The 21,425-nt window shown below is 73.5% G+C and carries 18 protein-coding genes and 2 pseudogenes; 7 read left to right on the plus strand and 13 right to left on the minus strand.

Annotation, left to right across the window (positions count from 1 at the left end; genetic code table 11):
• Positions 1–149 precede the first annotated feature (149 nt).
• Complete coding sequence (locus ACFVYK_RS17760; RefSeq protein ID WP_389774560.1) at positions 150–1,235, plus strand: NAD-dependent epimerase/dehydratase family protein; 1,086 nt, start codon at positions 150–152, stop codon at positions 1,233–1,235.
• On the opposite strand, the gene ACFVYK_RS17765 is transcribed toward ACFVYK_RS17760, so the two are convergent.
• A complete protein-coding gene (locus ACFVYK_RS17765; RefSeq protein WP_389774563.1) occupies positions 1,202–3,472 on the minus strand; it encodes an ATP-binding cassette domain-containing protein in 2,271 nt (756 codons plus the stop codon). The genes ACFVYK_RS17760 and ACFVYK_RS17765 overlap by 34 nt on opposite strands.
• 563 nt (positions 3,473–4,035) lie before the next feature.
• A pseudogene (locus ACFVYK_RS17770) lies at positions 4,036–5,025 on the minus strand (LLM class flavin-dependent oxidoreductase); the annotation flags it as partial.
• A gap of 116 nt (positions 5,026–5,141) precedes the next feature.
• On the opposite strand from ACFVYK_RS17770, the gene ACFVYK_RS17775 reads away from it, so the two are divergent.
• Entirely contained in the window at positions 5,142–5,633 is a 492-nt protein-coding gene (locus ACFVYK_RS17775) for a hypothetical protein (protein WP_389774566.1), read from the plus strand.
• A gap of 63 nt (positions 5,634–5,696) precedes the next feature.
• Here ACFVYK_RS17775 and ACFVYK_RS17780 read toward each other — a convergent pair whose 3' ends face one another.
• The gene (locus ACFVYK_RS17780) at positions 5,697–5,912 is read right to left on the minus strand and encodes a dodecin (RefSeq protein ID WP_389774568.1); all 216 of its coding nucleotides are present in this window, start codon (positions 5,910–5,912) and stop codon (positions 5,697–5,699) included.
• A 260-nt stretch (positions 5,913–6,172) separates the two neighbouring features.
• Here ACFVYK_RS17780 and ACFVYK_RS17785 point away from each other — a divergent pair.
• A pseudogene (locus ACFVYK_RS17785) lies at positions 6,173–6,534 on the plus strand (hypothetical protein); the annotation flags it as partial.
• Between the two features lie 93 nt (positions 6,535–6,627).
• Here the strand turns inward: ACFVYK_RS17785 and egtD are convergent.
• The 4 genes from egtD to egtA are packed head-to-tail and all read right to left on the minus strand — an operon-like array spanning position 6,628 to position 11,028.
• Positions 6,628–7,590, minus strand: a complete 963-nt coding sequence (gene egtD, locus ACFVYK_RS17790; RefSeq protein WP_389774571.1) for an L-histidine N(alpha)-methyltransferase — start codon at positions 7,588–7,590, stop codon at positions 6,628–6,630.
• Positions 7,587–8,378 carry an ergothioneine biosynthesis protein EgtC gene (gene egtC / locus ACFVYK_RS17795; RefSeq protein WP_389774572.1) on the minus strand — a complete coding sequence of 264 codons (792 nt, stop codon included), beginning with the start codon at positions 8,376–8,378 and terminating at the stop codon, positions 7,587–7,589. The genes egtD and egtC overlap by 4 nt, the downstream gene beginning before the upstream one ends.
• On the minus strand, positions 8,378–9,730 hold the full coding sequence (egtB, locus tag ACFVYK_RS17800; RefSeq protein WP_389774575.1) for an ergothioneine biosynthesis protein EgtB: 1,353 nt from the start codon (positions 9,728–9,730) through the stop codon (positions 8,378–8,380). Before egtB ends, egtC begins: the two co-directional genes overlap by 1 nt.
• Positions 9,727–11,028 (minus strand): ergothioneine biosynthesis glutamate--cysteine ligase EgtA, encoded by a 1,302-nt coding sequence (gene egtA / locus ACFVYK_RS17805; protein WP_389774578.1) that lies wholly within the window; start codon positions 11,026–11,028, stop codon positions 9,727–9,729. The genes egtB and egtA overlap by 4 nt, the downstream gene beginning before the upstream one ends.
• A 371-nt stretch (positions 11,029–11,399) precedes the next feature.
• Here egtA and ACFVYK_RS17810 point away from each other — a divergent pair, with 371 nt between their 5' ends.
• A complete protein-coding gene (locus ACFVYK_RS17810) occupies positions 11,400–12,254 on the plus strand; it encodes a TIGR02452 family protein (protein ID WP_389774581.1) in 855 nt (284 codons plus the stop codon).
• Here ACFVYK_RS17810 and ACFVYK_RS17815 read toward each other — a convergent pair.
• The 3 genes from ACFVYK_RS17815 to ACFVYK_RS17825 all read right to left on the minus strand — a co-directional run bounded on the left by ACFVYK_RS17815 (position 12,239) and on the right by ACFVYK_RS17825 (position 14,622).
• On the minus strand, positions 12,239–12,685 hold the full coding sequence (locus ACFVYK_RS17815; RefSeq protein ID WP_389774583.1) for a type II toxin-antitoxin system PemK/MazF family toxin: 447 nt from the start codon (positions 12,683–12,685) through the stop codon (positions 12,239–12,241). The two genes, ACFVYK_RS17810 and ACFVYK_RS17815, sit on opposite strands and share 16 nt — an antisense overlap.
• An 83-nt stretch (positions 12,686–12,768) precedes the next feature.
• Positions 12,769–14,250 carry an SPFH domain-containing protein gene (locus ACFVYK_RS17820; RefSeq protein ID WP_389774586.1) on the minus strand — a complete coding sequence of 494 codons (1,482 nt, stop codon included), beginning with the start codon at positions 14,248–14,250 and terminating at the stop codon, positions 12,769–12,771.
• A 153-nt stretch (positions 14,251–14,403) separates the two neighbouring features.
• Positions 14,404–14,622: a hypothetical protein gene (locus ACFVYK_RS17825; RefSeq protein ID WP_190149244.1), complete on the minus strand. Its 219-nt coding sequence runs from the start codon at positions 14,620–14,622 to the stop codon at positions 14,404–14,406.
• A gap of 261 nt (positions 14,623–14,883) precedes the next feature.
• Between ACFVYK_RS17825 and ACFVYK_RS17830 the strand changes: the two genes are divergently transcribed.
• Positions 14,884–16,272, plus strand: coding sequence for a glycoside hydrolase family 43 protein (locus tag ACFVYK_RS17830; protein ID WP_389774589.1), 1,389 nt, complete (start codon positions 14,884–14,886; stop codon positions 16,270–16,272).
• Positions 16,273–16,322: 50 nt separating this feature from the next.
• On the opposite strand, the gene ACFVYK_RS17835 is transcribed toward ACFVYK_RS17830, so the two are convergent.
• A complete protein-coding gene (locus tag ACFVYK_RS17835) occupies positions 16,323–17,450 on the minus strand; it encodes a PP2C family protein-serine/threonine phosphatase (protein WP_389774591.1) in 1,128 nt (375 codons plus the stop codon).
• A 140-nt stretch (positions 17,451–17,590) separates the two neighbouring features.
• On the opposite strand from ACFVYK_RS17835, the gene ACFVYK_RS17840 reads away from it, so the two are divergent.
• Positions 17,591–18,268: a formylglycine-generating enzyme family protein gene (locus ACFVYK_RS17840; RefSeq protein WP_389774592.1), complete on the plus strand. Its 678-nt coding sequence runs from the start codon at positions 17,591–17,593 to the stop codon at positions 18,266–18,268.
• A gap of 21 nt (positions 18,269–18,289) precedes the next feature.
• On the opposite strand, the gene ACFVYK_RS17845 is transcribed toward ACFVYK_RS17840, so the two are convergent.
• Positions 18,290–18,745, minus strand: a complete 456-nt coding sequence (locus tag ACFVYK_RS17845) for a MarR family winged helix-turn-helix transcriptional regulator (protein ID WP_389774594.1) — start codon at positions 18,743–18,745, stop codon at positions 18,290–18,292.
• Positions 18,746–18,901: 156 nt separating this feature from the next.
• Here ACFVYK_RS17845 and ACFVYK_RS17850 point away from each other — a divergent pair, with 156 nt between their 5' ends.
• On the plus strand, positions 18,902–20,359 hold the full coding sequence (locus ACFVYK_RS17850; protein ID WP_389774597.1) for an MFS transporter: 1,458 nt from the start codon (positions 18,902–18,904) through the stop codon (positions 20,357–20,359).
• A 65-nt stretch (positions 20,360–20,424) separates the two neighbouring features.
• On the opposite strand, the gene ACFVYK_RS17855 is transcribed toward ACFVYK_RS17850, so the two are convergent.
• Positions 20,425–21,414 (minus strand): alpha/beta hydrolase, encoded by a 990-nt coding sequence (locus tag ACFVYK_RS17855; RefSeq protein ID WP_389774600.1) that lies wholly within the window; start codon positions 21,412–21,414, stop codon positions 20,425–20,427.
• Positions 21,415–21,425 lie beyond the last annotated feature (11 nt).

Raw genomic sequence — 21,425 nt, forward strand, 5'->3', positions numbered from 1 at the left:
GTACGGGGAACTTCGGCAGGCGGCCGGCGCCGACGGCGGCCTGCGAGCGCGAGATCGCTGACCGGCCGGCCGAATTTCCTTGCTGTCAGGGTCTGTTCGGCCGCCCGGGGTGGGATCATGACGTGTCCCGACCATCGAAGGGAGCGCGCGTGAGCGGAGACCCGGCCGGCCGAACGGTTCTCGTGACGGGAGGCAGCGGCTTCGTGGCCGCCCACCTCGTACGGCAGCTCCTGGAACGCGGCCACCGCGTGCACACCACCGTGCGCGCCACGACGAACTCCGTGAAGCTCCGGCCGCTGCACGCTCTGCAGGAAGCCCATCCCGGCCGTCTCGACCTGTTCCCGGCGGACCTGCTGGCCGACGGCTCCTTCGACGAGGCGACGAAGGGCTGCGCGGTGGTCTTCCACGTGGCCTCGCCGTTCCTGATGCCGGAGAAGATCAAGGACGGCCGGCGCGACGTCGTGGAACCGGCGCTGCGGGGCACGCTCAACGTCGTGGGGGCGGTGAACCGCACCCCCACGGTCGAGCGGCTCGTCTTCACGTCCACGGTCGGCGCGATCTTCGGCGACTACGTCGACGTACGGGAGATGGACGGACAGACCCTGTCGGAGAAGTACTTCAACACCACCAGCACGGTGGAGAACAACCCGTACCACTACGCCAAGACCGTCGCCGAGAAGGCGGCCTGGGAGGCCGAGGCCGCCCAGGACCGCTGGCGCATGGTCTCCGTCAACCCCGGTCTCATCCTGGGCCCCTCCCTCACCCCCGCCTCGGACTCGGGCAGCCTGTTCCTGCTGGACGAGCTGTTCAAGGGCTACTTCTTCTACGGCGCCCCCGACTTCAGCTTCACCACGGCCGACGTGCGGGACGTGGCGGCGGCCCACGTGGCGGCCGCCGAACGCCCCGAGGCGCACGGCCGGTACATCGTCGCCGCCCGGGAGATGACGTCCTTCCACCGGATGGCGACGATCCTGCGCGGACGTCATCCGGGAGACCGCAGGCTTCCCCGCACCGCCCTCCCGCACTGGCCGGTGCGCGTCCTCGGCCCCGCCTTCGGCCTCTCCCAGGACTACATCCGCAAGCACCTCGGCATCCGCTTCCCGGTCGACAACCGCAGAAGCACCGAGGAACTGGGCCTCGTCTACCGTCCGATCGAGGAGACAGTGGTGGACCACTATCGTGCCTGGCGGGAGCAGCGCGGTCAGCCGCGCCGCGCGAGCGCCCGGGCCAGATAGGGCGCTGTGGCGCTCTCGTGCGCCCCCGCCGCCTCGACGGGCGTTCCCGTCGCCACGACGCGTCCGCCCGCGTCGCCCCCGCCGGGCCCGAGATCGATCACCCAGTCCGCGCCCGCCACCACCGTCATGTCGTGCTCGACGACGACGACGGTGTTCCCGGCGTCGACCAGCGCGTGCAGCAAGCGCATCAGCACCTCGACGTCGGCCGGGTGCAGTCCGGTCGTCGGTTCGTCGAGGAGGTGGAGCGTGCGGCCGCGCCCGCCCCGCTGCAGCTCGGTCGCCAGCTTGATGCGCTGCGCCTCGCCGCCGGACAGCTCCGTCGCCGGCTGGCCGAGGCGCAGATACCCCAGGCCGACGTCCAGGAGGGCGGCCAGGCTGCGGGAGACGGCCGGGGTGTCGGCGAAGAAGTCCGCCGCCGCCTCCACGGTCAGGTCCAGTACCTGCGCGATGTTGCGGTCCCGGTACGCCACTTCGAGGGTCGCCGGGTTGTAGCGGGCCCCGCCGCAGTCCGGGCACGGCGCGTACGTGCTCGGCAGGAAGAGGAGCTCGACGCTCACGAAGCCCTCGCCCTGGCAGGTCTCGCAGCGCCCTCCCGCCACGTTGAAGGAGAACCGGCCCGCGCCGTAGCCCCTGGCCCGCGCCGCGCCCGTGGCCGCGAACACCTTGCGCACGACGTCGAACAGGCCTGTGTAGGTGGCCAGGTTGGAGCGCGGGGTGCGCCCGATCGGCTTCTGGTCGACCGAGACCAGCCGGCCCACGCCGGGCAGCTCTTCGGTGATCTCTCCGACGAGCGTCGACTTCCCCGACCCGGAGACGCCGGTCACCGCCGTGAACACGCCCAGCGGAAAGCGGGCCGTCACCCCGCGCAGGTTGTGCCGGGTCACCGGACCGACCTCCAACCACCCACGCGGCGAACGGACTTCGCGTACGGGCGCCGGAGAACGGCCGAACAGGTGACGTGCCGTCGCCGACTCCTCGACGGACGCCAGGTCGGCCACCGGACCGCTGTGCAGCACCCGCCCGCCGTGCTCGCCGGCCCGCGGACCCACGTCCACCAGCCAGTCGGCGGCCCTCATCACGTCGAGCTGGTGCTCCACCACGAACACCGAGTTGCCCGCCGCCCTCAGCCGCCGCAACACGGCGAGCAGCGCCCGGGTGTCCGCCGGGTGCAGACCGGCCGACGGCTCGTCGAGCACGTACACCACACCGAACAGCCCGGAACGCAGTTGGGTGGCGAGCCGCAGCCGCTGCAGCTCGCCCGCGGACAGGGTGGGGGCGGCGCGGTCCAGGGCGAGGTAGCCCAGGCCGAGTTCGACGACGGGTGCGATGCGGGACCTGAGATCCTCGGTGAGCACCCGCGCCGCCTCGGACCTGCCGTCGAGGAGCCCGACGAGGTCCGCCAGCGGCAGCGCGGCCAGTTGTGCGATCGTCCGGCCCGCGAAGGTCACGGCGAGGGCCTCCGGCCGCAGTCTGCCGCCGCCGCACGCCGGACAGGGCGCGGACGTCAGGAACCGCTCCGCCCTGGCCCGCAGGGTCGCGCTCCGGGAGTCGGCGAAGGTCTTCATCACATAGCGGTGGGCGCTCATGTAAGTGCCCTGGTAGGGGCGTTGGATGCGGTCGGCGTCCCGCACCGGGTGGACGGTCACCACCGGCTGCTCGTCCGTGAACAGGATCCACTCGCGCTGTCCGGCCGGGAGCTCGCGCCACGGGACGTCGACGTCGTGACCGAGCGCGTCGAGGATGTCGCGCAGGTTCTTGCCCTGCCAGGCGCCGGGCCAGGCGGCGATCGCGCCCTCGCGGATCGACAGCGACGGGTCCGGGACGAGGGACTCCTCCGTGGCGCGGTGGACCTCCCCCAGCCCGTGGCACTCGGGACAGGCCCCGGCCGCCGTGTTGGGGGAGAAGGCGTCGGAGTCGAGGCGCTCCGCGCCCGGCGGGTAGTCGCCGGCCCGGGAGAACAGCATCCGCAGCGAGTTCGACAGGTTCGTGACCGTTCCCACCGACGAACGCGAGGTGGGCGTCGACCGGCGCTGCTGGAGGGAGACCGCCGGGGGCAGCCCGGTGATCTCGTCGACCTTGGGCGCGCCGACCTGGTGGATCAGCCGGCGCGCGTACGGCGCGACGGACTCGAAGTACCGGCGCTGCGCCTCCGCGTAGATCGTCCCGAACGCGAGCGAGGACTTGCCCGAGCCGGACACCCCGGTGAACACCGCCACCACGTCCCGCGGGACGTCCACGTCGACGTCCCGGAGGTTGTGCTCGCGCGCCCCGCGGACGCAGACGTGCCCGGCCCGCGCGGAGGGGGCCGGGCCGGGCGAGGCGGGTCGGACGAGGTCGGGCCGGGCGAGGTCGGGCCGGGCGGCTCACAGGGGCTCGACATGGGGAACTCCGTACAGGTCGTCGAGGTCGTCGAGGTCGTCGCGGGTCCTCGCCCGGGAGGCGGGGGCGAGGCGATGGCGGGCGGGACAAACTCCGCAATCCTACGGTCGCGGGAAGCATGACGCCCGGCGACGGGCGGCGCCGCCCGCCGGGGAAACGGTCGGCCGCCGGACGTCAGGCGTCAGGCGTCCCGCGTCCGGCGGCCGGCGTCGGACACCAGTGGTCAGGCGTCGGGATCGGCGTCGTGGTCGACCCGCGCCGAGTCCGAGCCCGAGCCCGAGTCCGCGTCCGAGTCCGAGTCCGCGTCCGAGCCCGAGTCCGCGTCCGAGTCCGCGTCCGAGTCCGCGTCCGCGTCCGGGCCCGCGTCCGCGTCCGAGCCCGCGTGCGCGTCCGCGTCCGAGCCCGCGTCCGGGCTCAAGTCCACGATGGCGGCCAGCCGCCGGTAGGAGTCCAGGAGGGCCGCCCGGTCGTGGGTGCTGGTCGTCACCAGCACCTCCTGCGCCCCCGTCTCCTTCAGCACCGTCTCCAGTTCGTGGACGACCTGCTCCTCGGGACCGGCGATCTGCCCCGCGAGAGCGGACTCGTAGAAGCCGCGTTCCTTCGCGGTCATCTTCCGGGACTCGACGTGCTCGGCCGACGGCAGCGGTGGGAAGGTGCCGTGGGTGCGGGAGTACGCCATCGACCAGGCCTCCGGCGCCAGGAGCCGGCGCGCCGCCTCGGGCGTCGGCGCGACGGCGATCGTGCCGGCGACGACCACGTACGGCTCCGCCGCCCAGACGGAGGGCCGGAAACGGGCGCGGTAGCGGTCGACGCCGCGCCGCAGCCGCTCGCGGTCGCGGAGATCGCCGATGACCATCGGCAGCCCCGCGCGCGCGGCGATCTCCGCTCCCTCGCCCATGGCCAGCACGAACGGCGGCACGCTCAGGCCCCGGGCCGGATACGCGTGCACCCGGGTGGGGGAGGCGTCCCGGAACCAGCCGAGGAGCTCCTCCAACTGGGCGGCGAAGTCGTCGGCGTCGTCCTTGTCGCGGCCGAGCGCCCGGCGCACCCCGTCGGTGAAGCCCACCGAGCGGCCGAGGCCCATGTCGATCCGGCCGGGGAAGAGCGACTCCAGCACACCGAACTGCTCGGCCACGACGAAGGGCCGGTGGTTGGGCAGCATCACCCCGCCGGTGCCCACGCGGATCCGGCGCGTCGCCCCGGCCACGGCGGCGGCCAGCACGGTGGGCGCCGAGCCCGCCACCCCCGGCACGCCGTGGTGTTCGGAGACCCAGAACCGGTGGTAGCCGAGGCGCTCGGCCTCCCGCGCCAGCGCCACGGTGTCCCGCAACGCCTCGGCGCCGGTGTGCCCCTCGCGGACACGGGAGCGGTCGAGGACGGAGAAGCGGGCCGAGGCGATGACGGAACTCATACCGTTTCCAACGCCTGGCGGCTCTGAGGATTCCTCACCGCCCGCATCCGGCGTGAGCGGTGGGCGCCGCCGGGGAGCCAGAGCGCCCGGCGCCGCCGTCTGCATAGGCTGGGGCCGTGACCGACAGCAGCCGACGGCCCCTCGCCGTGTTCGATCTGGACAACACCCTGGCCGACACGACCCACCGGCAGCGGTTCCTGGAACGCAGGCCGCGTGACTGGGACGCCTTCTTCGCGGCCGCGCCGCAGGACCCGCCGATCCCGGAGGGGATCGCGCTGGCGCTGGCGAGCGCCGACGAGTGCGAGGTCGTCTATCTCACCGGCCGGCCCGAGCGCTGCCGGCGGGACACGCTGGCCTGGCTCGCCGCCCAGGGGCTGCCGGAGGGGCGGCTGCACATGCGGCGCGACGACGACCGCAGGCCGGCCCGCCGCACCAAGCTGGAGGTCCTGCGCCGGCTCGCCCGCGACCGGGACGTGCGGGTCCTGGTGGACGACGACGAGCTGGTGTGCGACGACGCCGAACGCGCCGGGTTCAGCGTCGTCAGGGCCCGCTGGACCGCCCCGTCGGGCGCGCTGAGGCAGGCCCAGGAGGGGGAGGGCCGCACCTGAGGCCCGGCCGGGCCCGAGGTCCCGTCGCCCGGCGGATCCCGCGGTGCGTGCGCAGGCCCCGTCTCACTCGGAGTCGTCGAGGCGGAAGCCGACCTTCAGGCCCACCTGCCAGTGCGCGATGTCGCCGTTCTCCAGCTGGCCGCGCACCTGGGTGACCTCGAACCAGTCCAGGTTGCGCAAGGTCTGCGAGGCGCGGGCGAGGCCGTTGCGGACGGCCGCGTCCACGCCGTCGGGCGAGGTGCCGACGATCTCCGTGACCCGGTAGGTGTGGTTCGACATCAGGTGCTCCTCTCGACCGTGACGGCGTCGTCACATGTGTCACACGTCACTCCACCGTGCCCCAAGCTGCGGCGGAGCGCGAGACGTCGGGCCCGGCCGGCCCGATCCCGCGGTCCCCCTTGACCCCTCGCATTGGTCTCTGACCACCTGCTGGCCACTCGCCCGGGAGTGCCCCGCAGGCGGTCAGAAGAGAGGCGGACACGCACGCGAGGGCGGCGAGGAGGCGAGGTCGCACGGGGGTCCGGTTCTGCGTGGCGGAGTACGGCGCCAACCGGGTGGTGATCTACCGCAAGGACCTCTTCGCGCAGGCCGGCGTCACCGCCCCGCCCCGTACCCGCGCCGAGTGGCGGCCGCCACCGAGAAGCTAGCTTGTCCCGCAGGGCGGGGTTCTGTTCCAGGACGGCGCGGGCGAGTCCGGGCACGGCCACGATCTGCGCCACCTCGCCCCCGGCGAACACCCCGGCCTGGGGCGGGTGTTCCTCGTCGGCCGCGACGGGGCCGTCTCGTCTGGGACGAGGGCGGCGACCTCGCCACGGAGGACGGCGGCCGCCGGCAGGGCGCCCTCGACCCGCCGGGCGCCCTGCGCGGCATGGACTTCTACCGGCGGCTGGAGTGGCTCGGCGGTGCTCACCGGCTCCGACCCGGCGACCGAGGCGCGCCGCGCCTCACGCCGCGTCACCCAGGCCCTGACGGTGGCCTGCTGACGGGCGCCCGGTCAGCGCACGGTGCTCGACGACAGCGCGAACCGCGCCGCGCGGTCGGTCCACCAGTGCGTCAACTCCAGTCCGGCCGCAGCCAGTTCCGCGCGTACTCCCTCCTCCCGGAACTTCGCCGACACCTCGGTGCGCAGCTCCTCGCCGGCCGCGAAGTCGACGGCGAGGCCGAGCGCGGGCACCTTCACCGTCTGCGCCGTGCGCGAGCGCAGCCGCATCTCGATCCATTCGTCGTGCGGGTTCCAGAGCGCGACATGGTCGAAGGCGCCGGCGTCGAAGTCCGCGCCGAGTTCACGGTTGACCACGGCCAGGACGTTCTTGTTGAACGCGGCGGTCACCCCGGCCGCGTCGTCGTACGCGGGCACCAGCACCCGCTCGTCCTTGACGAGGTCGGTGCCGAGCAGCAGCGTGTCGCCCGGCGCGAGCAGCGCGCGCACCGAGGCCAGGAACACCGCGCGCTCGGCCGGCAGCAGATTGCCGATCGTGCCGCCGAGGAAGGCGACCAGACGGGGCCCCGGGGTGTCGGGCAGCGTCAGGTCCGCGGTGAAGTCGGCGATCAGGGCGTGCACGTCCAGTCCGGGCCGTTCGGCGATCAGCGCCCGTCCGGCCTGGGTGAGCGCGCTCTCGCTGACGTCGACGGGCACGTACGTGTCCAGGTCGCCCAGCGCGTCGATCAGGTGGCGGGTCTTCTCCGAGGAGCCCGAGCCGAGTTCGACGAGCGTGCGGGCGCGGGCCGCCGCGGCGATCTCGCCGGCGCGGTCCACGAGGATCTCCCGCTCGGCGCGCGTCGGGTAGTACTCGGGCAGTTCGGTGATCCGCTCGAACAGCTCGCTGCCGTGCGCGTCGTAGAACCACTTCGGCGGCAGCGTCTTGGGGGTCGCGGTGAGGCCGCGCCGGACGTCGTCGCGCAGGGCGGCCTCCGTGGCGTCCTCGGGAAGGGTGCGGGTGATCTGGAACGGGCTCACGTGCCGGTCTCCTCGGGTGGTGCGGATGCCACGTCCGGGCTCGGGTCCTTCAGCGGGGTGAGCGCGACGTCGGCGCGGCTCGCCACGAGCAGGGTGCGGTCCGGGACCTCCTGCCAGCGTGGATCGTCGTCGTACGGTTCGGAGGCCACGACCGTGCTCAGGCCGGGCTCCGTCAGGTGCCACAGGGTGTCGCCCCAGGCCGTCGCGGCGATGGTGTCGCCGTCGGTGAGGAGCAGGTTCAGGCGGGAACCGGGGGCCGCGGCGGCGACCTCCTGGACCGTGTCCGCCAGCGCCTGGCCGCCGGTGTCCCCGCCACGCAGCCGGGCCAGCACCAGCGCCCACACGAACGCGGAGTCGTTGCGGGCCTCCATGGACAGCAGCTCGGCGGCGGGCAGGGCGCCGACGAGCGGCTCCAGGGAGCGCGGCCATCCGGCCACCGCCCCGTTGTGGCTGAACAGCAGCCGGCCGTCCGCGTACGGCGCGGCGGCGGCCTCGGCGTCGGCGCCGGCCAGGGTGGCGTCCCGAACGGCGGCCAGCAGCGCCCGGCTGCGCACCACGCGCGCCAGGTCGGCGAAGGAGAGGTCCGCCCAGATCGGCCCGGCCCTGCGGTAGCGCGCCGGCGCGGGATCGCCGTCGGCGTACCAGCCCACCCCGAAGCCGTCGGCGTTGACCGTCCCGTACCGCTGCCGGCGGGGCGCCCACGACTGGCGGTACAGGGCGTGCGGGGGCTCCACGAGGAGCCGGCCCAGCGGCTCCCCTGGCCCCAGATAGGCGAGGTGACGGCACATCAGACGGACTCCGGGCGGGCCGTGCGGAACCCGGAGAAGATCTGCCGCCGTATCGGGTAGTCCCAGTTGCGGAAGGTGCCCCGGCAGGCCACCGGGTCCACCGCGAACGAACCGCCGCGCAGCACCTTGTACTCGGGGCCGAAGAACACCTCCGAGTACTCCTTGTACGGGAACGCCTGGAAGCCTGGGTACGGAAGGAAGTCGCTGGACGTCCACTCCCAGACGTCCCCGATCAGCTGCCGCACGCCGAGCGGCGACGCGCCGGCCGGGTAGCTGCCCGCGGGAGCCGGGCGCAGATGCCGCTGTCCCAGGTTGGCGTGCTCGGGTCCCGGATCGGCGTCGCCCCAGGGGTAGCGGGTCGAGCCGCCGGTGGCGGGGTCGAAGCGGGCGGCCTTCTCCCACTCGGCCTCGGTGGGCAGCCGGCGTCCGGCCCAGCGGGCGTAGGCGTCGGCCTCGTACCAGCACACGTGGAGCACCGGCTCCTCGGGCGGCACGACCTCGGTGACCCCGAAGCGCCGGCGCAGCCATGTCCCGCCGTCGCGCCGCCAGAACAGCGGCGCGTGGATGCCGTGCTCGCGGATGTGCGCCCAGCCCTCCTTCGTCCACCAGCGCTCCTGGTCGTACCCGCCGTCCTCGATGAATGCCTGGTACGCGCCGTTCGTCACCGGGGCGGTGTCGATGTGGAAGGGCGCGACCTCACGCCGGTGCGCGGGCCGTTCGTTGTCCAGCGCCCAGGGTTCGCCGGCGGCGCCCATCGTGAACGGGCCGCCGGGCACGAGGACTTCGGCGGGCCCGGTGGACAGCGGCGTCGGGTCCGGGTCGGGCGCGGTGAGCGCCTGTGGACCGGTGCGCAGCTGATGGGTGATCAGCATGGTCTCGTCGTGCTGCTGTTCGTGCTGCGCGATCATCCCGAAGGCGAAGCCGGCCTCGGTCAGCCGGGCGCCGTGGAAGTCGGCCGACTCCAGCAGGTCCAGCACCCGGCCGCGCACCTCCGCGGCGTACCGGCGGGCCTCGGCCGGCGGCAGCAGCGGCAGGGTGGGCCGTTCGGCGCGCGAGTGCTCGAAGGCGTCGTAGAGGCCGTCGATCTCGGGGCGCATGGCCTCGCGGCCGGCCACGGCGCGCAGCAGCCACAGTTCCTCCTGGTTGCCGATGTGCGCGAGGTCCCACACCAGCGGCGACATCAGCGGGGAGTGCTGGGCGGTGAGGTCGGGCTCCTCGACGCAGCTGGTCAGCAGCGTGGTGCGTTCGCGGGCCGTGGTGAGCGAGGCCAGCACCCGCGCGCGCAGGGTCTCCGCGTCCGGTGCGGGCCCGGCGCTCGACGCGGGCTCGGTGTCCAGGGCGGGCTCGGTCATGAGCGGAGGTCCTTCCCGTTCGCGAGGCCGTGGGCGGCCCGCAGGCGGTCGAGCTGGTCGTCGGCCGGAGTGCGGCCCGGGCGGACGTAGCGGTCGAGGTAGTCCGCCACGGCGGCCATGACGTCGTCGTCGGCGCCGAGCCGCGGCAGCGCGCGCAGGGCGGCGGTGAAGCAGGCGACGGCGGTCTCGTGCAGTTCGGGGTCGGCCAGCCCGTGCCGGGCGGCGTCGGTCCACAGCGGGTTGTGCGGGGCGGGCAGCGGCTGGGCCCGCTCGGCGAGCGGTTTCACCGTGCGGTAGGCGATCTCGGCCGCCTCGGGGTCCTCGAACAGCGCCGTCGTCACCGCGAGCGGGACGATCCAGCCGTCGTCGCCGGGCTGGGCGTCGATCATGCGCAGTTCCAGGTGGCCGCGTGGTCTGACCGGCGGGAACAGCGTGCTGATGTGGTAGTCGAGGTCCTCCCGGGTGGGGGCTCCCGTCCGGGTCCACTCCCGGAACGTGAGCCGGTCGGGCACGTCCCACGGGCCGGTGTCGCGCCGCACGCACATGACCGGGGAGTTCAGGACGTGCCGGGCCCAGGCGGCGCGCGGATCGCCCTCCAGGGCGGGCCCGCCCGCGCGGCCGGCGCCGATCTCCATCCACAGCAGCTGCCGGGTGGAGCGCCAGCCGGTGGGCGCTCCGTCGAGGAGCGGGGAGTTGGCGAAGGCCGCGAGCAGCACCGCGCCCAGCGTGTGCGACAGCCACCAGCGCCGCCCGAGCCCCAGCGGCCCGGGCTCCTCGTGGCCGGCGTCGAGGCACACCTGCACGGAGGCCGAGGCGCACATCATGGCGCGGCCGGCCGGGCCCGTGCGGTCGAGGCAGGCCTCCATCGCGTCGTAGCGGGGTTCGTGCAGGAAGCGGGGCGGTGTGCGCCAGGGATCCGTGCCGAGGCCGACGAGAGCGAGGCCCTGCTCGTTCAGCACCGCGCGGACGGCGGCGAGATCGGCGGAGACGGTGCGCACGCACTCCGTCAAAGAGGCGGCCGGCGGCGAGCTCAGCTCCAGCTGGCCGCCGGGTTCGACGGTGAGCGGAGAGCTCAGCGGCACGGTCCGCAGTGCGGCGTAAGCGGTGTCGAGCCGTTCTGGTGTGACGGGGAGCCGCGGCGAGCGCAGCTCGTGGACGAGCCATTCCAGCTCCACCCCGACGGTGCGGGGCGGGCCGGTCTTGAAACAGATTCCCTTGACCAGCGCCTCCACCTCGGCTTCGGTGAGGGCGGTGCGGGGCTCCGCTTCGTCGGTACAGTCGCTGACCGAGTCGGACATGTCGGGATCCTCCTGAGATTCCACCATGCCACCGGTCCGTCCTCGGTGCGGCCGGACCGGTAGAGCTCGTTCCACCCAAGACCCTCGATCCGATCCGCACAAGGGTGCAGAACGGGACGTAACGGACCGTGGATCTCGGATTTCGTGCGATTCCCTTCCGGTCCGCCGTCGGTTTCCGACCGCTTCCGGCCGGCTGCGCCCTGTTTCCCGATCGCGCCGGGCGTATGCGTCGCGTGCTCCCGGCACCGGAAAACCCTGTTGCCCACGGTGTCCAGAATCGCTCACGATGCGTGGGTGAGCACTACGGGGGAGACGGACGGGGCACGCGGCACCGGGCCGCACGCGACCATGGGGTCCACGGGGGTGGCGCCATGAGCGCGCGGCTGCGCGGGATCGCGCGGGAGACGGAGGAGATCGTCGTGGCGGGCCGCTATCGCGCGTCCGACGGACGCGAGGTGGCCCTCACCGCGGCGATCGCGGCGGCCCGGGAGGGCACCCGGATGCTGGGGCCGGGACCTGTCGACATCCCCGCGGCCGCGTCGGCGGACACGCTGGTCGAGGTCACCGGGGAGAGCAGCCTGGAGGCGGCCCGCCGACTCGCCGGCGCTCCGGTCGCCGTCCTGAACTTCGCGTCCGCCCGCAACCCCGGCGGCGGCTACCTCAACGGCGCCCAGGCGCAGGAGGAGGCCCTGTGCCGGGCCTCCGCCCTGCACGCCTGCCTGCTCGCGGCCCGTGAGTTCTACGACCACCACCGCGCCCACCGCGACGCGTTCTACACCGACCGCGTCATCCACTCACCGGCCGTGCCCGTCTTCCGCGACGACCGGGGCCGTCTGCTGGACGAGCCGTACCGGGCCGGCTTCCTGACGGCCGCCGCGCCGAACGCGGGCGTGGTGCTGCGCACGGCGCCGGAGCGGGCGTCCGAGCTGCCGCGCGCGCTGGCCGTCCGCGCCGAGCGGGTCCTGGAGGCGGCCGCCGCGCACGGGTACCGGCGCCTGGTGCTGGGCGCCTGGGGCTGCGGGGTGTTCCGCAACGACCCCGCGCAGGTGGCGGAGGCGTTCCGGGCGCTCCTCGGGCCCGGCGGGCGGTTCGGGCGGACGTTCGAACACGTGGTGTTCGGCGTGCTGGACCGGACGCCGGGGCGGACGGTCCTGGCAGCGTTCGAGAAGCGTTTCGCACACCCCTTCGAAGGGTGGGTCCGCGAGAGCGCTCAGGTCCAGCCGTAGCGCTCGTGAAGGCGGCGCCGGACCAGATCGAACCGCATGCGGTCCAGCGCGCAGGCCTCCCGGCGCATGCCCCCCTCGTGCAGCCTGAGGACGCGGTCGACGTCCACCCAGGAGTCCCGTCCGGACCGGTCCCAGGGCCCGTCGCCGATCGGCACCCACTCACGGTCGCCGTCGTGCCGCTTGCTCGACAGCTGCACGGCGAGGAAGGTCCCGCCCGCCTCCCGCGCGACGACCAGCACCGGGCGGTCCTTGCCCCGGCCGTCGTTCTCCTCGAAGGGCACCCAGGTCCAGACGATCTCACCGGGGTCGGGGTCGCCGTCGTGGGCGGGGGAGTACTCGGTGCGCACCCGGCCGACCTCGCGGGGGTCGGCCTCGACGGTGGCGGTGGGGCCGGAACGGCCCGGGACGTCTGCATCGGTAAACGCGGTCACGGGGGCACCCTAAGGGCCGCCCCCGCGACGCGCTCCACCGGCGTGGTCTCACGCCCGTCCTGACCCGTGGCCGGGCGGGCGGCTCACCCCTCCTCGACCGGCACCTTCTGCGACGGCGGGTTCACGACCCCGTTCAGGGGCGAAGTCCCGCCCGGAGCCTGTCCGTTGTGGTTCATCGAGGCGAGCAGCTGACGGGCCAGACCGAGCCCCGTGCCGCCCATGGTGAGCGCCTTGGCGAACACCTCGGCCATGCCGTCCGCGCCGTTGAGCAGCACCATGTTGTCGACGTTGCCGAAGGCGGACGCGCCCGCCCGCACGATCTCCGGCCAGTTCTCGGCGAGTTGCTGGGCGACGACCGCCTCCTGGTTCTCGGCGAGGGCGGCGGCCCGGGCCTTGATGGCCGTGGCCTCCGCGAGCCCCTGCGCCTTGGTCGCCTCCGCCGCCGCCAGACCCCGGGCCTGGGCGGCGGCCGCCTCGGCCTCACCGGTGGCCCGGGTCGCGGCCGCGGTGGCCGCACCCCGGGTCTTGGTCGCCTCGGCCTCGGCGCCGGCCGCCTGCTTGACCCGGGTCGCCTCGGCGGCCGCCGCGAGCTCCGTCTCCTTCGCCTTGGCCTGGGCCGCCGAGATCCGGACGTCGCGCTCGGCCTCGGCCAGCGTGCGCTTCTCGTACGCCTTGGCGTCCGCGGGCTTGCGCACGTCCGCCTGGAGCTGCTGCTCCCGGCGGTGCGCCTCCAGCTCGGCGACCCGCGTCTCCTGGACGACGACCTCCTGCCGGGCGGCGGCGTCGGCGAGCGGGCCCGCCTGACGGGACTTGGCGCCCGCCTTGTCCCGCTCGGCCTGGTAGCCGGCCTGCAGGATCTCGCTGTCCCGGGTGGCCTCCGCCATCCGCGCGAACGAGGCCTGCTCCGCCTCCGTGGCGAGCCGGTTCGCCTCCGCCTGCGCGATGCGCGCGTCCCGTTGCACGGCCGCCGCGTGCGGCATCGCCAGGTTCTGGATGTACCCGGTCGGGTCCTCGATCTCGTGGATCTGCAGCGAGTCCACGATCAGGCCCAGCTTCTCCATCTCCGTGCCGCAGGCGGCACGGGTCTGCCCGGTGAGCTTCTCCCGGTCGCGGATCATGTCCTCCACGGTCAACCCGCCCACGATGGACCGCAGATGGCCGGCGAAGACGTTGTGCACCCGCTCCGACATCAGCTTCTGCTGATCGAGGAAGCGCCGGGCGGCGTTGGCGATCGACACGAAGTCGTCACCCACCTTGAAGATGACCACGCCCCGCACCTTCAGCGGAATGCCCTGGTGCGTCACGCAGTCCACCTGCAGCTCGGTCTCGTTCAGATCCAGCGACAGCTTGCGCACCACCTGGACCCCGGGCATCACCAGCGTGCCGCGCCCGGTGACGATGCGGAAGCCCATCCCCGCCTCCAGGCCCTCGGTGCGGTGGTTGGAGCCGGAGATGACGAGCGCCTCGTTGGGCTCGGCGACCCGCCACATCATCTTGAACAGTCCGACCAGAACGAGGACGGCGACAGCCGCCACCCCCGCAACGACGCCGACGATCATCGGCATACGCCCCCCTGTGAAGGTGCCCTTTCGGCACCGAACGAAGGGAGTGTGCGCCTGCGCGGCCCCGCGTTGAAGACGCTGAGGAATCCTTGTTGCAATCTTGACGCTTACGTTTCGCAAAACGCACGATGCGGCTCTCACGCGGCCGCGGCGGGCTCAACTGTCGTACGCGCGCGTGACGTAGACCGTCCTGGGCGGCAGGTGCTCCACCACCATCACCACCGTGCCGCACTCGATGCGGCCCGTGCCGTCGGCCGCGTGGGCCAGGAAGTGCTCGGCCCCGCCGCGCACCCGCACGATCACCTCGCCGACGAGCCCCGGCCCGATCGTTCCGGTGACCCGCCCCATGAGCCCGACCATCGACGCGTCGTCCATGGTCACAGGGTACGGGTGGAACCCGCTCGTCCGGCCGGCGCGTCGGCGACCGCTTCCTGCGGCCACGGTTCGGACCGGCGCGGCTCCGCCTCCAGCCGGGCGGTGAGCGAGAGCGGCAGCCGCTCGCGGCCACAGCCGTCCCACAGGCATCCCCCGTTCCTGCGCAAAGGATTGACGGGCCCTGGCCGCACCCCTACTTTCTGATCGACTTTCCGAACCTCGTTCGGGATTTCGGACCTTGAGCCGTAGGAGAGCCGCACCATGACGACACGCCCCCGCACCCCGTCGCGCCGTTCCCTGCTGCGCGCGATGGCCGTCCTGCCCGCCGCCGCACTCGTGCTCGGCGAGGCGCCCGGCCTGCTCGGCGCCGCCCTCGCCGCCGCGCCGGCCGCCGGATCGGCCACCCGGTACACCATCGTCCCGTTCCTCGACAGCGACGACGGCACGGTCGACGTCTACCAGTCCGACGACGCCACCGACTTCCGGCTGGTGCGGTCCTCCGCCTACAGGCCGCCCGCCAACCGCATCCGCGACGCGAGCGTCCTCAAGCACACCGACGGCTCCTACTACCTCACCTACACCACCCACACCTGGCAGGACGCCAGCACCACCATCGGCTTCGCCCGCAGCTCCGACCGCGTCAACTGGACGTTCCTGTACGACTACCCGGTGCCGATCGCCGGCCTGTCCCGCGCCTGGGCCCCGGAGTGGTTCGTCGACAGCGACGGCAGCGTCAACGTCATCGTGTCCTGCTCGGTGACCAGCGACGAGTGGATCTTCACTCCGTACCTGCTGAGGGCGACCAACTCAGCTCTGACCGCCTGGAGTTCGCCCGTCGCGCTGTCCGGCATCGGACCGAACCACATCGACACGTACATCGTGAGGACCGGCTCGACCTACCACGCGTTCACCAAGAACGAGACGGCGAAGTACATCGAGTACGGCACGGCCTCGAAGCTCGCCGGCCCCTACACGATCACCAGGACCGGGGACTGGGCCGGCTGGGGCAGCTACCGCGAGGGGCCCTGCGTCATCCAGCTCGACAACGGCGGCTGGCGGATCTTCTTCGACGGCTACGGCGACGGCGCCTACTACTACAGCGACAGCTACGACTCCTTCGCCACCTGGAGCGCGCCCAAGGCCCTGCCCGGGATCTCCGGAACGGCCCGCCACTTCACCGTCATCAAGGAGACGGTGTCCGGTGGCCCCACCCTGGCGAAGAACGCCACGCGCTCCCTGCGCTCCGCCAACTACACCACCCGCTACTGGCAGGAGCAGTCCGCCCTGCTCAACCTGCCCGTGGTGACGAGCTCCAGCACCGCCGCCGAGAAGCAGGCGTCCACCTTCACCGTCGTGGCCGGCCTCGCCGACGCGAACGCCTACTCCTTCCGCGACGCGGCCGGCAACTACCTGCGCCACTACTCCTTCCGCGGCCGCTTCGACGCCAACGACGGCACGGCCACCTTCGCGCGGGACGCCACCTTCATCGCCCGGACCGGCCCGACGAGCGGTTCGGTCCGCTTCGAGTCGTACAACTACCCCGGCTACTACCTGCGTCACTACAACTACCAGCTGCGCGTCGAACAGCCCGACGGCACCGACCTGTTCCGCCAGGACAGCGCCTTCGTGCCGACGACCGCCCTGGCCTGACAGGCCCGTGCCGGTCCCCTGGCCGGAGCGCTCGGGCCAGGGGACGGGCGTCACAGGCGGGGGGAGCGGCGGACGGTCAGGACGGCGACGTCGTCGTGACGCCGGGCGTCGCTCGCGAACGCCCGGGAGTCCCTGTGCAGCGCCTCGGGCAGTTCGGTGGGCGAGAGGTCCAGGAACGTCGCCAGGCGTTCGTCGAGCGGGTAGAAGGCGCCGTCGTCGGCGCGGGACTCGGTGAGTCCGTCGGTGGTCAGCACCAGCGTGGAGCCGTCCGGGAACGCGAACCAGTCCACCGTCGTCGGCTCGACGGCCAGTTCGGCCAGCCCGAGCGGGACGCCCGTGTCCAGGAGCGGCGTGCCGACGACGCCTTCGTGCAGCAGCCGGGGCGGCACGTGCCCGCAGTTGACGACCTGCGCCTCCACGCCCGCGTCGACGCCGATGACGAGAGCGGTGACGAACCGGTCGTCCTCGCCGGTCTGCTCGGCGTAGGAGTTGTGCCGGACGACCGCCGCGTCCAGGGCGTCGACGAGCGCGGTGAGCGTGGGCTCGCGGTGGGCCGCCTCGCGGAAGGCGCCGATGACCGCGAACGCCGCGCCCACGGCGGCCAGCCCCTTGCCCTGCACGTCTCCGATCAGCACCCGCGTGCCCCAGGGCGACGCGACGACGTCGTAGATGTCGCCGCCGACCAGCCGGTCCTCCTGCACGGGCTCGTAGACGCCGTTGACCAGGACGTCGTCGGTGACCAGGGGCAGCGGGTGCAGGATGTGCCGCTGCATGGCGGCGGCGGTGGAGCGCAGCCGCAGCATCTCGCGCTCGCGGCCGATGCGTCGGTGGCAGGCGTACACGGAGGCGGCCCCCAGGGCCAGGGTGAGCAGCACCAGCAGCGCACGGTCGAGCCAGCGGCCCCCGTCCCCGGCCCGCACCAGCACGGTGAAGGACACGAACACCGTGGTCCAGGCGGCGACGAACCTCGTCTGCTGGACGGTGCACAGCGCCGACGCCGTCCCGGGCAGGAAGACCAGGAGCCCGAGGAGCCACACCTCGGAGCCCGACAGCACACCGAGGACCTCCACCAGGACCGTCACCGACAGCACGCCGGCGACCGTCTCGGCGTTGCCGGGTGGCTCGATGGCGTCCAGGGCGTCGGGGTCGGCGGGTCTCTTCCGGCGGATACCGGTCATGGGTGCTCCCGGGCAGGCGGTGATCTCCACCTTAGACAGCCCGGCGACGCGCGGCCCACCGTGGCCCGACCGCCGCCCCCAAGGCGCCGTGGCCCCACGTGGAGGCTCGGCCGCCTTCCCGGTGATGAGATCATCTGCTCATGGACACGGGGGAGCGGGGCCTGCCGACGATGATCGCCGTGCCGCCGGGCACGGTCACCCTCTCGGACCGGCGCACGCGCCGCAGCTGGGCGGTGGAGGTGGCGGGCTTCCGGCTCGCGGCGCATCCGGTCACGCGTGAGCAGTACGAGCGCGTCACCGGCCTGCCCCGGGCCGACGCCGGGACGGACCGGCAGCCCGTGGAGAGCGTGTCCTGGTGGGACGCGGTCCGCTTCTGCAACGCCCGGTCCGTGGGGGAGGGGTTGACGCCCGCCTACCGGGTGGACGCCGAAGGCGAGACCGTCGACCTGGACGCGTCCGCCGACGGGTACCGACTGCCCACCGAGGCCGAGTGGGAGCACGCCTGCCGGGCCGGCACCTCCGGGCCGCGTTACGGGCCGCTCGACGACATCGCCTGGCACCGGGCCAACTCGGGGGAACGCCTCCACGAGGTGGGCGGCCGGCTGCCCAACTCCTGGGGGCTGTACGACATGCTCGGCAACGTGTGGGAGTGGTGCTGGGACGTGTACGACGCGGAGGTCTACGGCGCCTACCGGGTGCTGCGCGGCGGCGGCTGGTTCGACGAGCACTGGAGCTGCCGGGCCTCGGTGCGCCGCCGCGGTCATCCCGCCTTCCGGGTCGACGACGTCGGCTTCCGTCTCGCGCGGACGGTGCGCTGACGGGCGTTCGCCGGCCCGTGTCTACGGGCGCGGCCAGGGGCGGCCGCCGATGGCCTCGATGCCGTTGTTGAAGCGGCGCAGATAGGCCGCGAACGCGGCGACGTCCTCGTCCGGCCAGTCGGCCATCACCTGGCCCAGCGCGTCCACGATCCCCTCGCGCTCCTCGTCCAGCAGGCGCGTGCCCTCGTCGGTGAGCCGGAACTTGCGGGCCATCCCGCCCTCGGGGTCGGGGATCCGCTCGATGAGCCCGGCTCGCATCGCCGCCGCGGTCTGCCGGTTCAGCGTGGAGGCGTCCAGCCCGAAGGCGTCGCTGAGTTCCCCGATCGACATGGGCCCCTGGACCCGGATCCGGCTCAGCATGACGTAGGCGCTGCGTTCCATGAGGCTGTTCTTGCGCCGGCCGCCGCGCTGGTTCAGGAACGAGTGGCGGCTGAGCAGCATCTGCTCGTACTCGACCTCGTGTGTCGGCGACTCCATGGCGCGGCCTCCGGTTTCCGTGCGGCCGGACCATCCTGGCACATCGTGTGCATGTCCCATGTCGTGTGGTGGATACATAGGACATGTACGATGCACATCCTTCGCGCGTTCCGCCGCACAGCACACCCCACCCGAACATCCCAGTCGAGGAGTCCCATGGGCGCCCCCGCTTCTCCCACCACGGCCCGCCCGGGCGCCGTGGTCGCCACGCTGGCCTTCGCCGGCACCACGGCGGCGATCATGCAGACGCTGGTCACGCCGCTGATAGCCGAGCTGCCGCAGATCCTGCACACCTCCCCCTCGAACGCGGCCTGGGTGATCACCGTCACGCTGCTCGTCGCGGCCGTGTGCGTACCGGTCGTCGGCCGTCTCGGCGACCTGGTGGGCAAGCGCCGCATGCTGCTCGCCTGCTCCGCGCCGCTGATCCTCGGCTCGGTGGTGTGCGCGTTCGCCTCCGACGTCGTCACGATGATCGTCGGACGCGGTCTGCAGGGCATGGGCATGGGCATGGTGCCGCTCGGCATCGCGCTGCTCCGGGACGTCGTACCGGCCGAGAAGCTCAGCGGTTCCATCGCCCTGGTCAGCGCCTCCATGGGCATCGGCGGCGCCATCGGACTGCCGCTGGCCGCGGCGGTCGCCCAGTACGCGAACTGGAGGGCGCTGTTCTGGGGGTCCGCCGCGCTGGCGGCCGTCGTCGCCGTCCTCGTCTTCCTGCTCGTCCCGGACGTCCCCGCCGGCGCCAGGGGCCAGCGCTTCGACCTGCCGGGGGCGATCGGCCTCGGCGTCGGCCTGGTCTGCCTGCTGCTCGCCGTCTCCAAGGGCGCCGACTGGGGCTGGGCCTCGGCCACCACGCTCGGCCTGTTCGCCGTGGCCGTCGCGGTGCTGCTCGCCTGGGGCGGTTGGGAGGTGCGCACCACCGACCCCCTGGTCGACCTGCGCACCACGGCCCGCCCCCGGGTGCTGCTGACCAACGTCGCCTCGGTCTTCGTCGGCTTCGGCATGTACGCGAGCATGCTGGTGATGCCGCAACTGCTGCAGTTCCCCGAGGCCACCGGCTACGGCCTCGGCCAGTCGATGCTCGCGGCCGGCCTGTGGATCGCTCCCGGCGGCCTGACGATGATGCTGGTCTCCCCGCTGGGCGGAAAGCTCACCGACGCCCGCGGCCCCAAGTTCACCCTGGTCTGCGGCGCCCTGGTGCTGGCCGCCGGCTACTTCGCCTCCATGGCCCTGATCGGCTCCCCCTGGGGCGTCATGCTGGTCACGATCATCACCAGCAGCGGGGTGGGCCTCGCCTACGGCGCCATGCCCGCGCTGATCATGAGCTCGGTCCCGATCGCGGAGACCGCCGCCGCCAACGGCTTCAACACCCTCATGCGGTCGCTGGGCACCTCGATCGGCTCCGCCGTCATCGGCGTGATCCTCGCTCAGATGACCACGTCCCTGGGCGGCCACACCCTCGCCTCGGAGGCGGGCTTGCGCACCGCGCTCCTCGTCGGGGGAGGCCTCGCCCTGGTCTCCGCGGGCATCGCCGCCGTCATCCCCGGCCTGCCCGCCGCGACGACCGGCGAGGACGGCGCCGACCAGGCCGCCGCACCCGCGCAGGCCGGCGTCTGACGAGCCGTCGGGGGCGGCCACGGCACCCGGCCGGCCCCCGACGGCATCGCCACCGGGCCCGCCCGTCAGGGCCGGAACCCGGGTTGCTCGGCGAGCAGGCGTCGCAGCCAGTCCAGGCGGGCCGCCCGTGCCGACTTCGACAGCGCGGCCTGCGGCACGAAGCCGTCGAACCCGTGGAAGCCGCCCGGCCAGACGTGCAGTTCGGCGACCCCTCCGGCCTGCCAGATCCGGGAGGCGTAGGCGACGACCTCGTCGCGGAAGGTCTCGGCGGAGCCCACGTCGAGGAAGGCCGGGGGCAGCCCGGACAGGTCCTCGGCGCGGGCGGGCGCCGCGTAGGGGGAGACGTCCGGCCCGCCGCGCCGCTCGCCGAGCAGGGCCGTCCACCCCGTCTCGTTGGCCGTGCGGTCCCAGACGCCGACCCCTGCCATCTGGTGGCAGGAGGGCGTGTCGTTGCGGTCGTCGAGCATCGGGCACATCAGCAGCTGGCCGATCGGCCGCGGCCCCCGGCGGTCGCGCAGCAGCAGCGCGAGGGCGGCGGTGAGGCCGCCGCCGGAGCTGGCCCCGGCGATCACGATCCGGTCCGGGTCCGCGCCCAGTTCCCCGGCGTGCTCCGCCGTCCACAGCAGACCGGCGTACACGTCCTCGACCGGCGCCGGATGCGGATGCTCGGGCGCGAGCCGGTACTCCACGGACACCACGACCAGGTCGAGTTCGCGGGCCCAGTCGAGGATCACGTTGACGCCGCCCCGTCGGTCGCCGAGGACCATGCCGCCGCCGTGCACGTGGTAGACGAGCGGCCGGGGCCGCTTGGGGGCCGGCCCCGTCGGGCGGCAGATCAGCAGCGAGATCTCGGGAGAGCCCTCGGGCCCCGGGACCGTGCGGTCCTCGGCGTGGAAGGCCCCGCCGGCGGTGAGGTCGAGCAGGGAGAGCAGTTCGATCCCCGGTCTCCGGACGGCTTCGATGTCCTGCGGGGACAGCCCCGGCCGGATCATGTCCCCGGCGAGCTCCAGGGCGGCGGCGAGTTCGGGGTCGAAGGGCGGCGGCTGGGACGTCATGGGCCTCTCCT

The sequence above is a fragment of the Streptomyces sp. NPDC058291 genome, assembly GCF_042880855.1.
GTDB lineage: Bacteria > Actinomycetota > Actinomycetes > Streptomycetales > Streptomycetaceae > Streptomyces.

Excerpts from the sequence above, each read along its gene's own strand:
- ACFVYK_RS17780 (WP_389774568.1), bottom strand. The coding sequence starts at position 5,912 with ATGTCGAACCACACCTACCGGGTCACGGAGATCGTCGGCACCTCGCCC.
- egtC (WP_389774572.1), bottom strand. The coding sequence starts at position 8,378 with ATGTGCCGTCACCTCGCCTATCTGGGGCCAGGGGAGCCGCTGGGCCGG.
- egtB (WP_389774575.1), bottom strand. The coding sequence starts at position 9,730 with ATGACCGAGCCCGCCCTGGACACCGAGCCCGCGTCGAGCGCCGGGCCC.
- egtA (WP_389774578.1), bottom strand. The coding sequence starts at position 11,028 with ATGTCCGACTCGGTCAGCGACTGTACCGACGAAGCGGAGCCCCGCACC.
- ACFVYK_RS17810 (WP_389774581.1), top strand. The coding sequence starts at position 11,400 with ATGAGCGCGCGGCTGCGCGGGATCGCGCGGGAGACGGAGGAGATCGTC.
- ACFVYK_RS17820 (WP_389774586.1), bottom strand. The coding sequence starts at position 14,250 with ATGCCGATGATCGTCGGCGTCGTTGCGGGGGTGGCGGCTGTCGCCGTC.
- ACFVYK_RS17825 (WP_190149244.1), bottom strand. The coding sequence starts at position 14,622 with ATGGACGACGCGTCGATGGTCGGGCTCATGGGGCGGGTCACCGGAACG.
- ACFVYK_RS17830 (WP_389774589.1), top strand. The coding sequence starts at position 14,884 with ATGACGACACGCCCCCGCACCCCGTCGCGCCGTTCCCTGCTGCGCGCG.
- ACFVYK_RS17835 (WP_389774591.1), bottom strand. The coding sequence starts at position 17,450 with ATGACCGGTATCCGCCGGAAGAGACCCGCCGACCCCGACGCCCTGGAC.
- ACFVYK_RS17840 (WP_389774592.1), top strand. The coding sequence starts at position 17,591 with ATGGACACGGGGGAGCGGGGCCTGCCGACGATGATCGCCGTGCCGCCG.
- ACFVYK_RS17845 (WP_389774594.1), bottom strand. The coding sequence starts at position 18,745 with ATGGAGTCGCCGACACACGAGGTCGAGTACGAGCAGATGCTGCTCAGC.
- ACFVYK_RS17850 (WP_389774597.1), top strand. The coding sequence starts at position 18,902 with ATGGGCGCCCCCGCTTCTCCCACCACGGCCCGCCCGGGCGCCGTGGTC.
- ACFVYK_RS17855 (WP_389774600.1), bottom strand. The coding sequence starts at position 21,414 with ATGACGTCCCAGCCGCCGCCCTTCGACCCCGAACTCGCCGCCGCCCTG.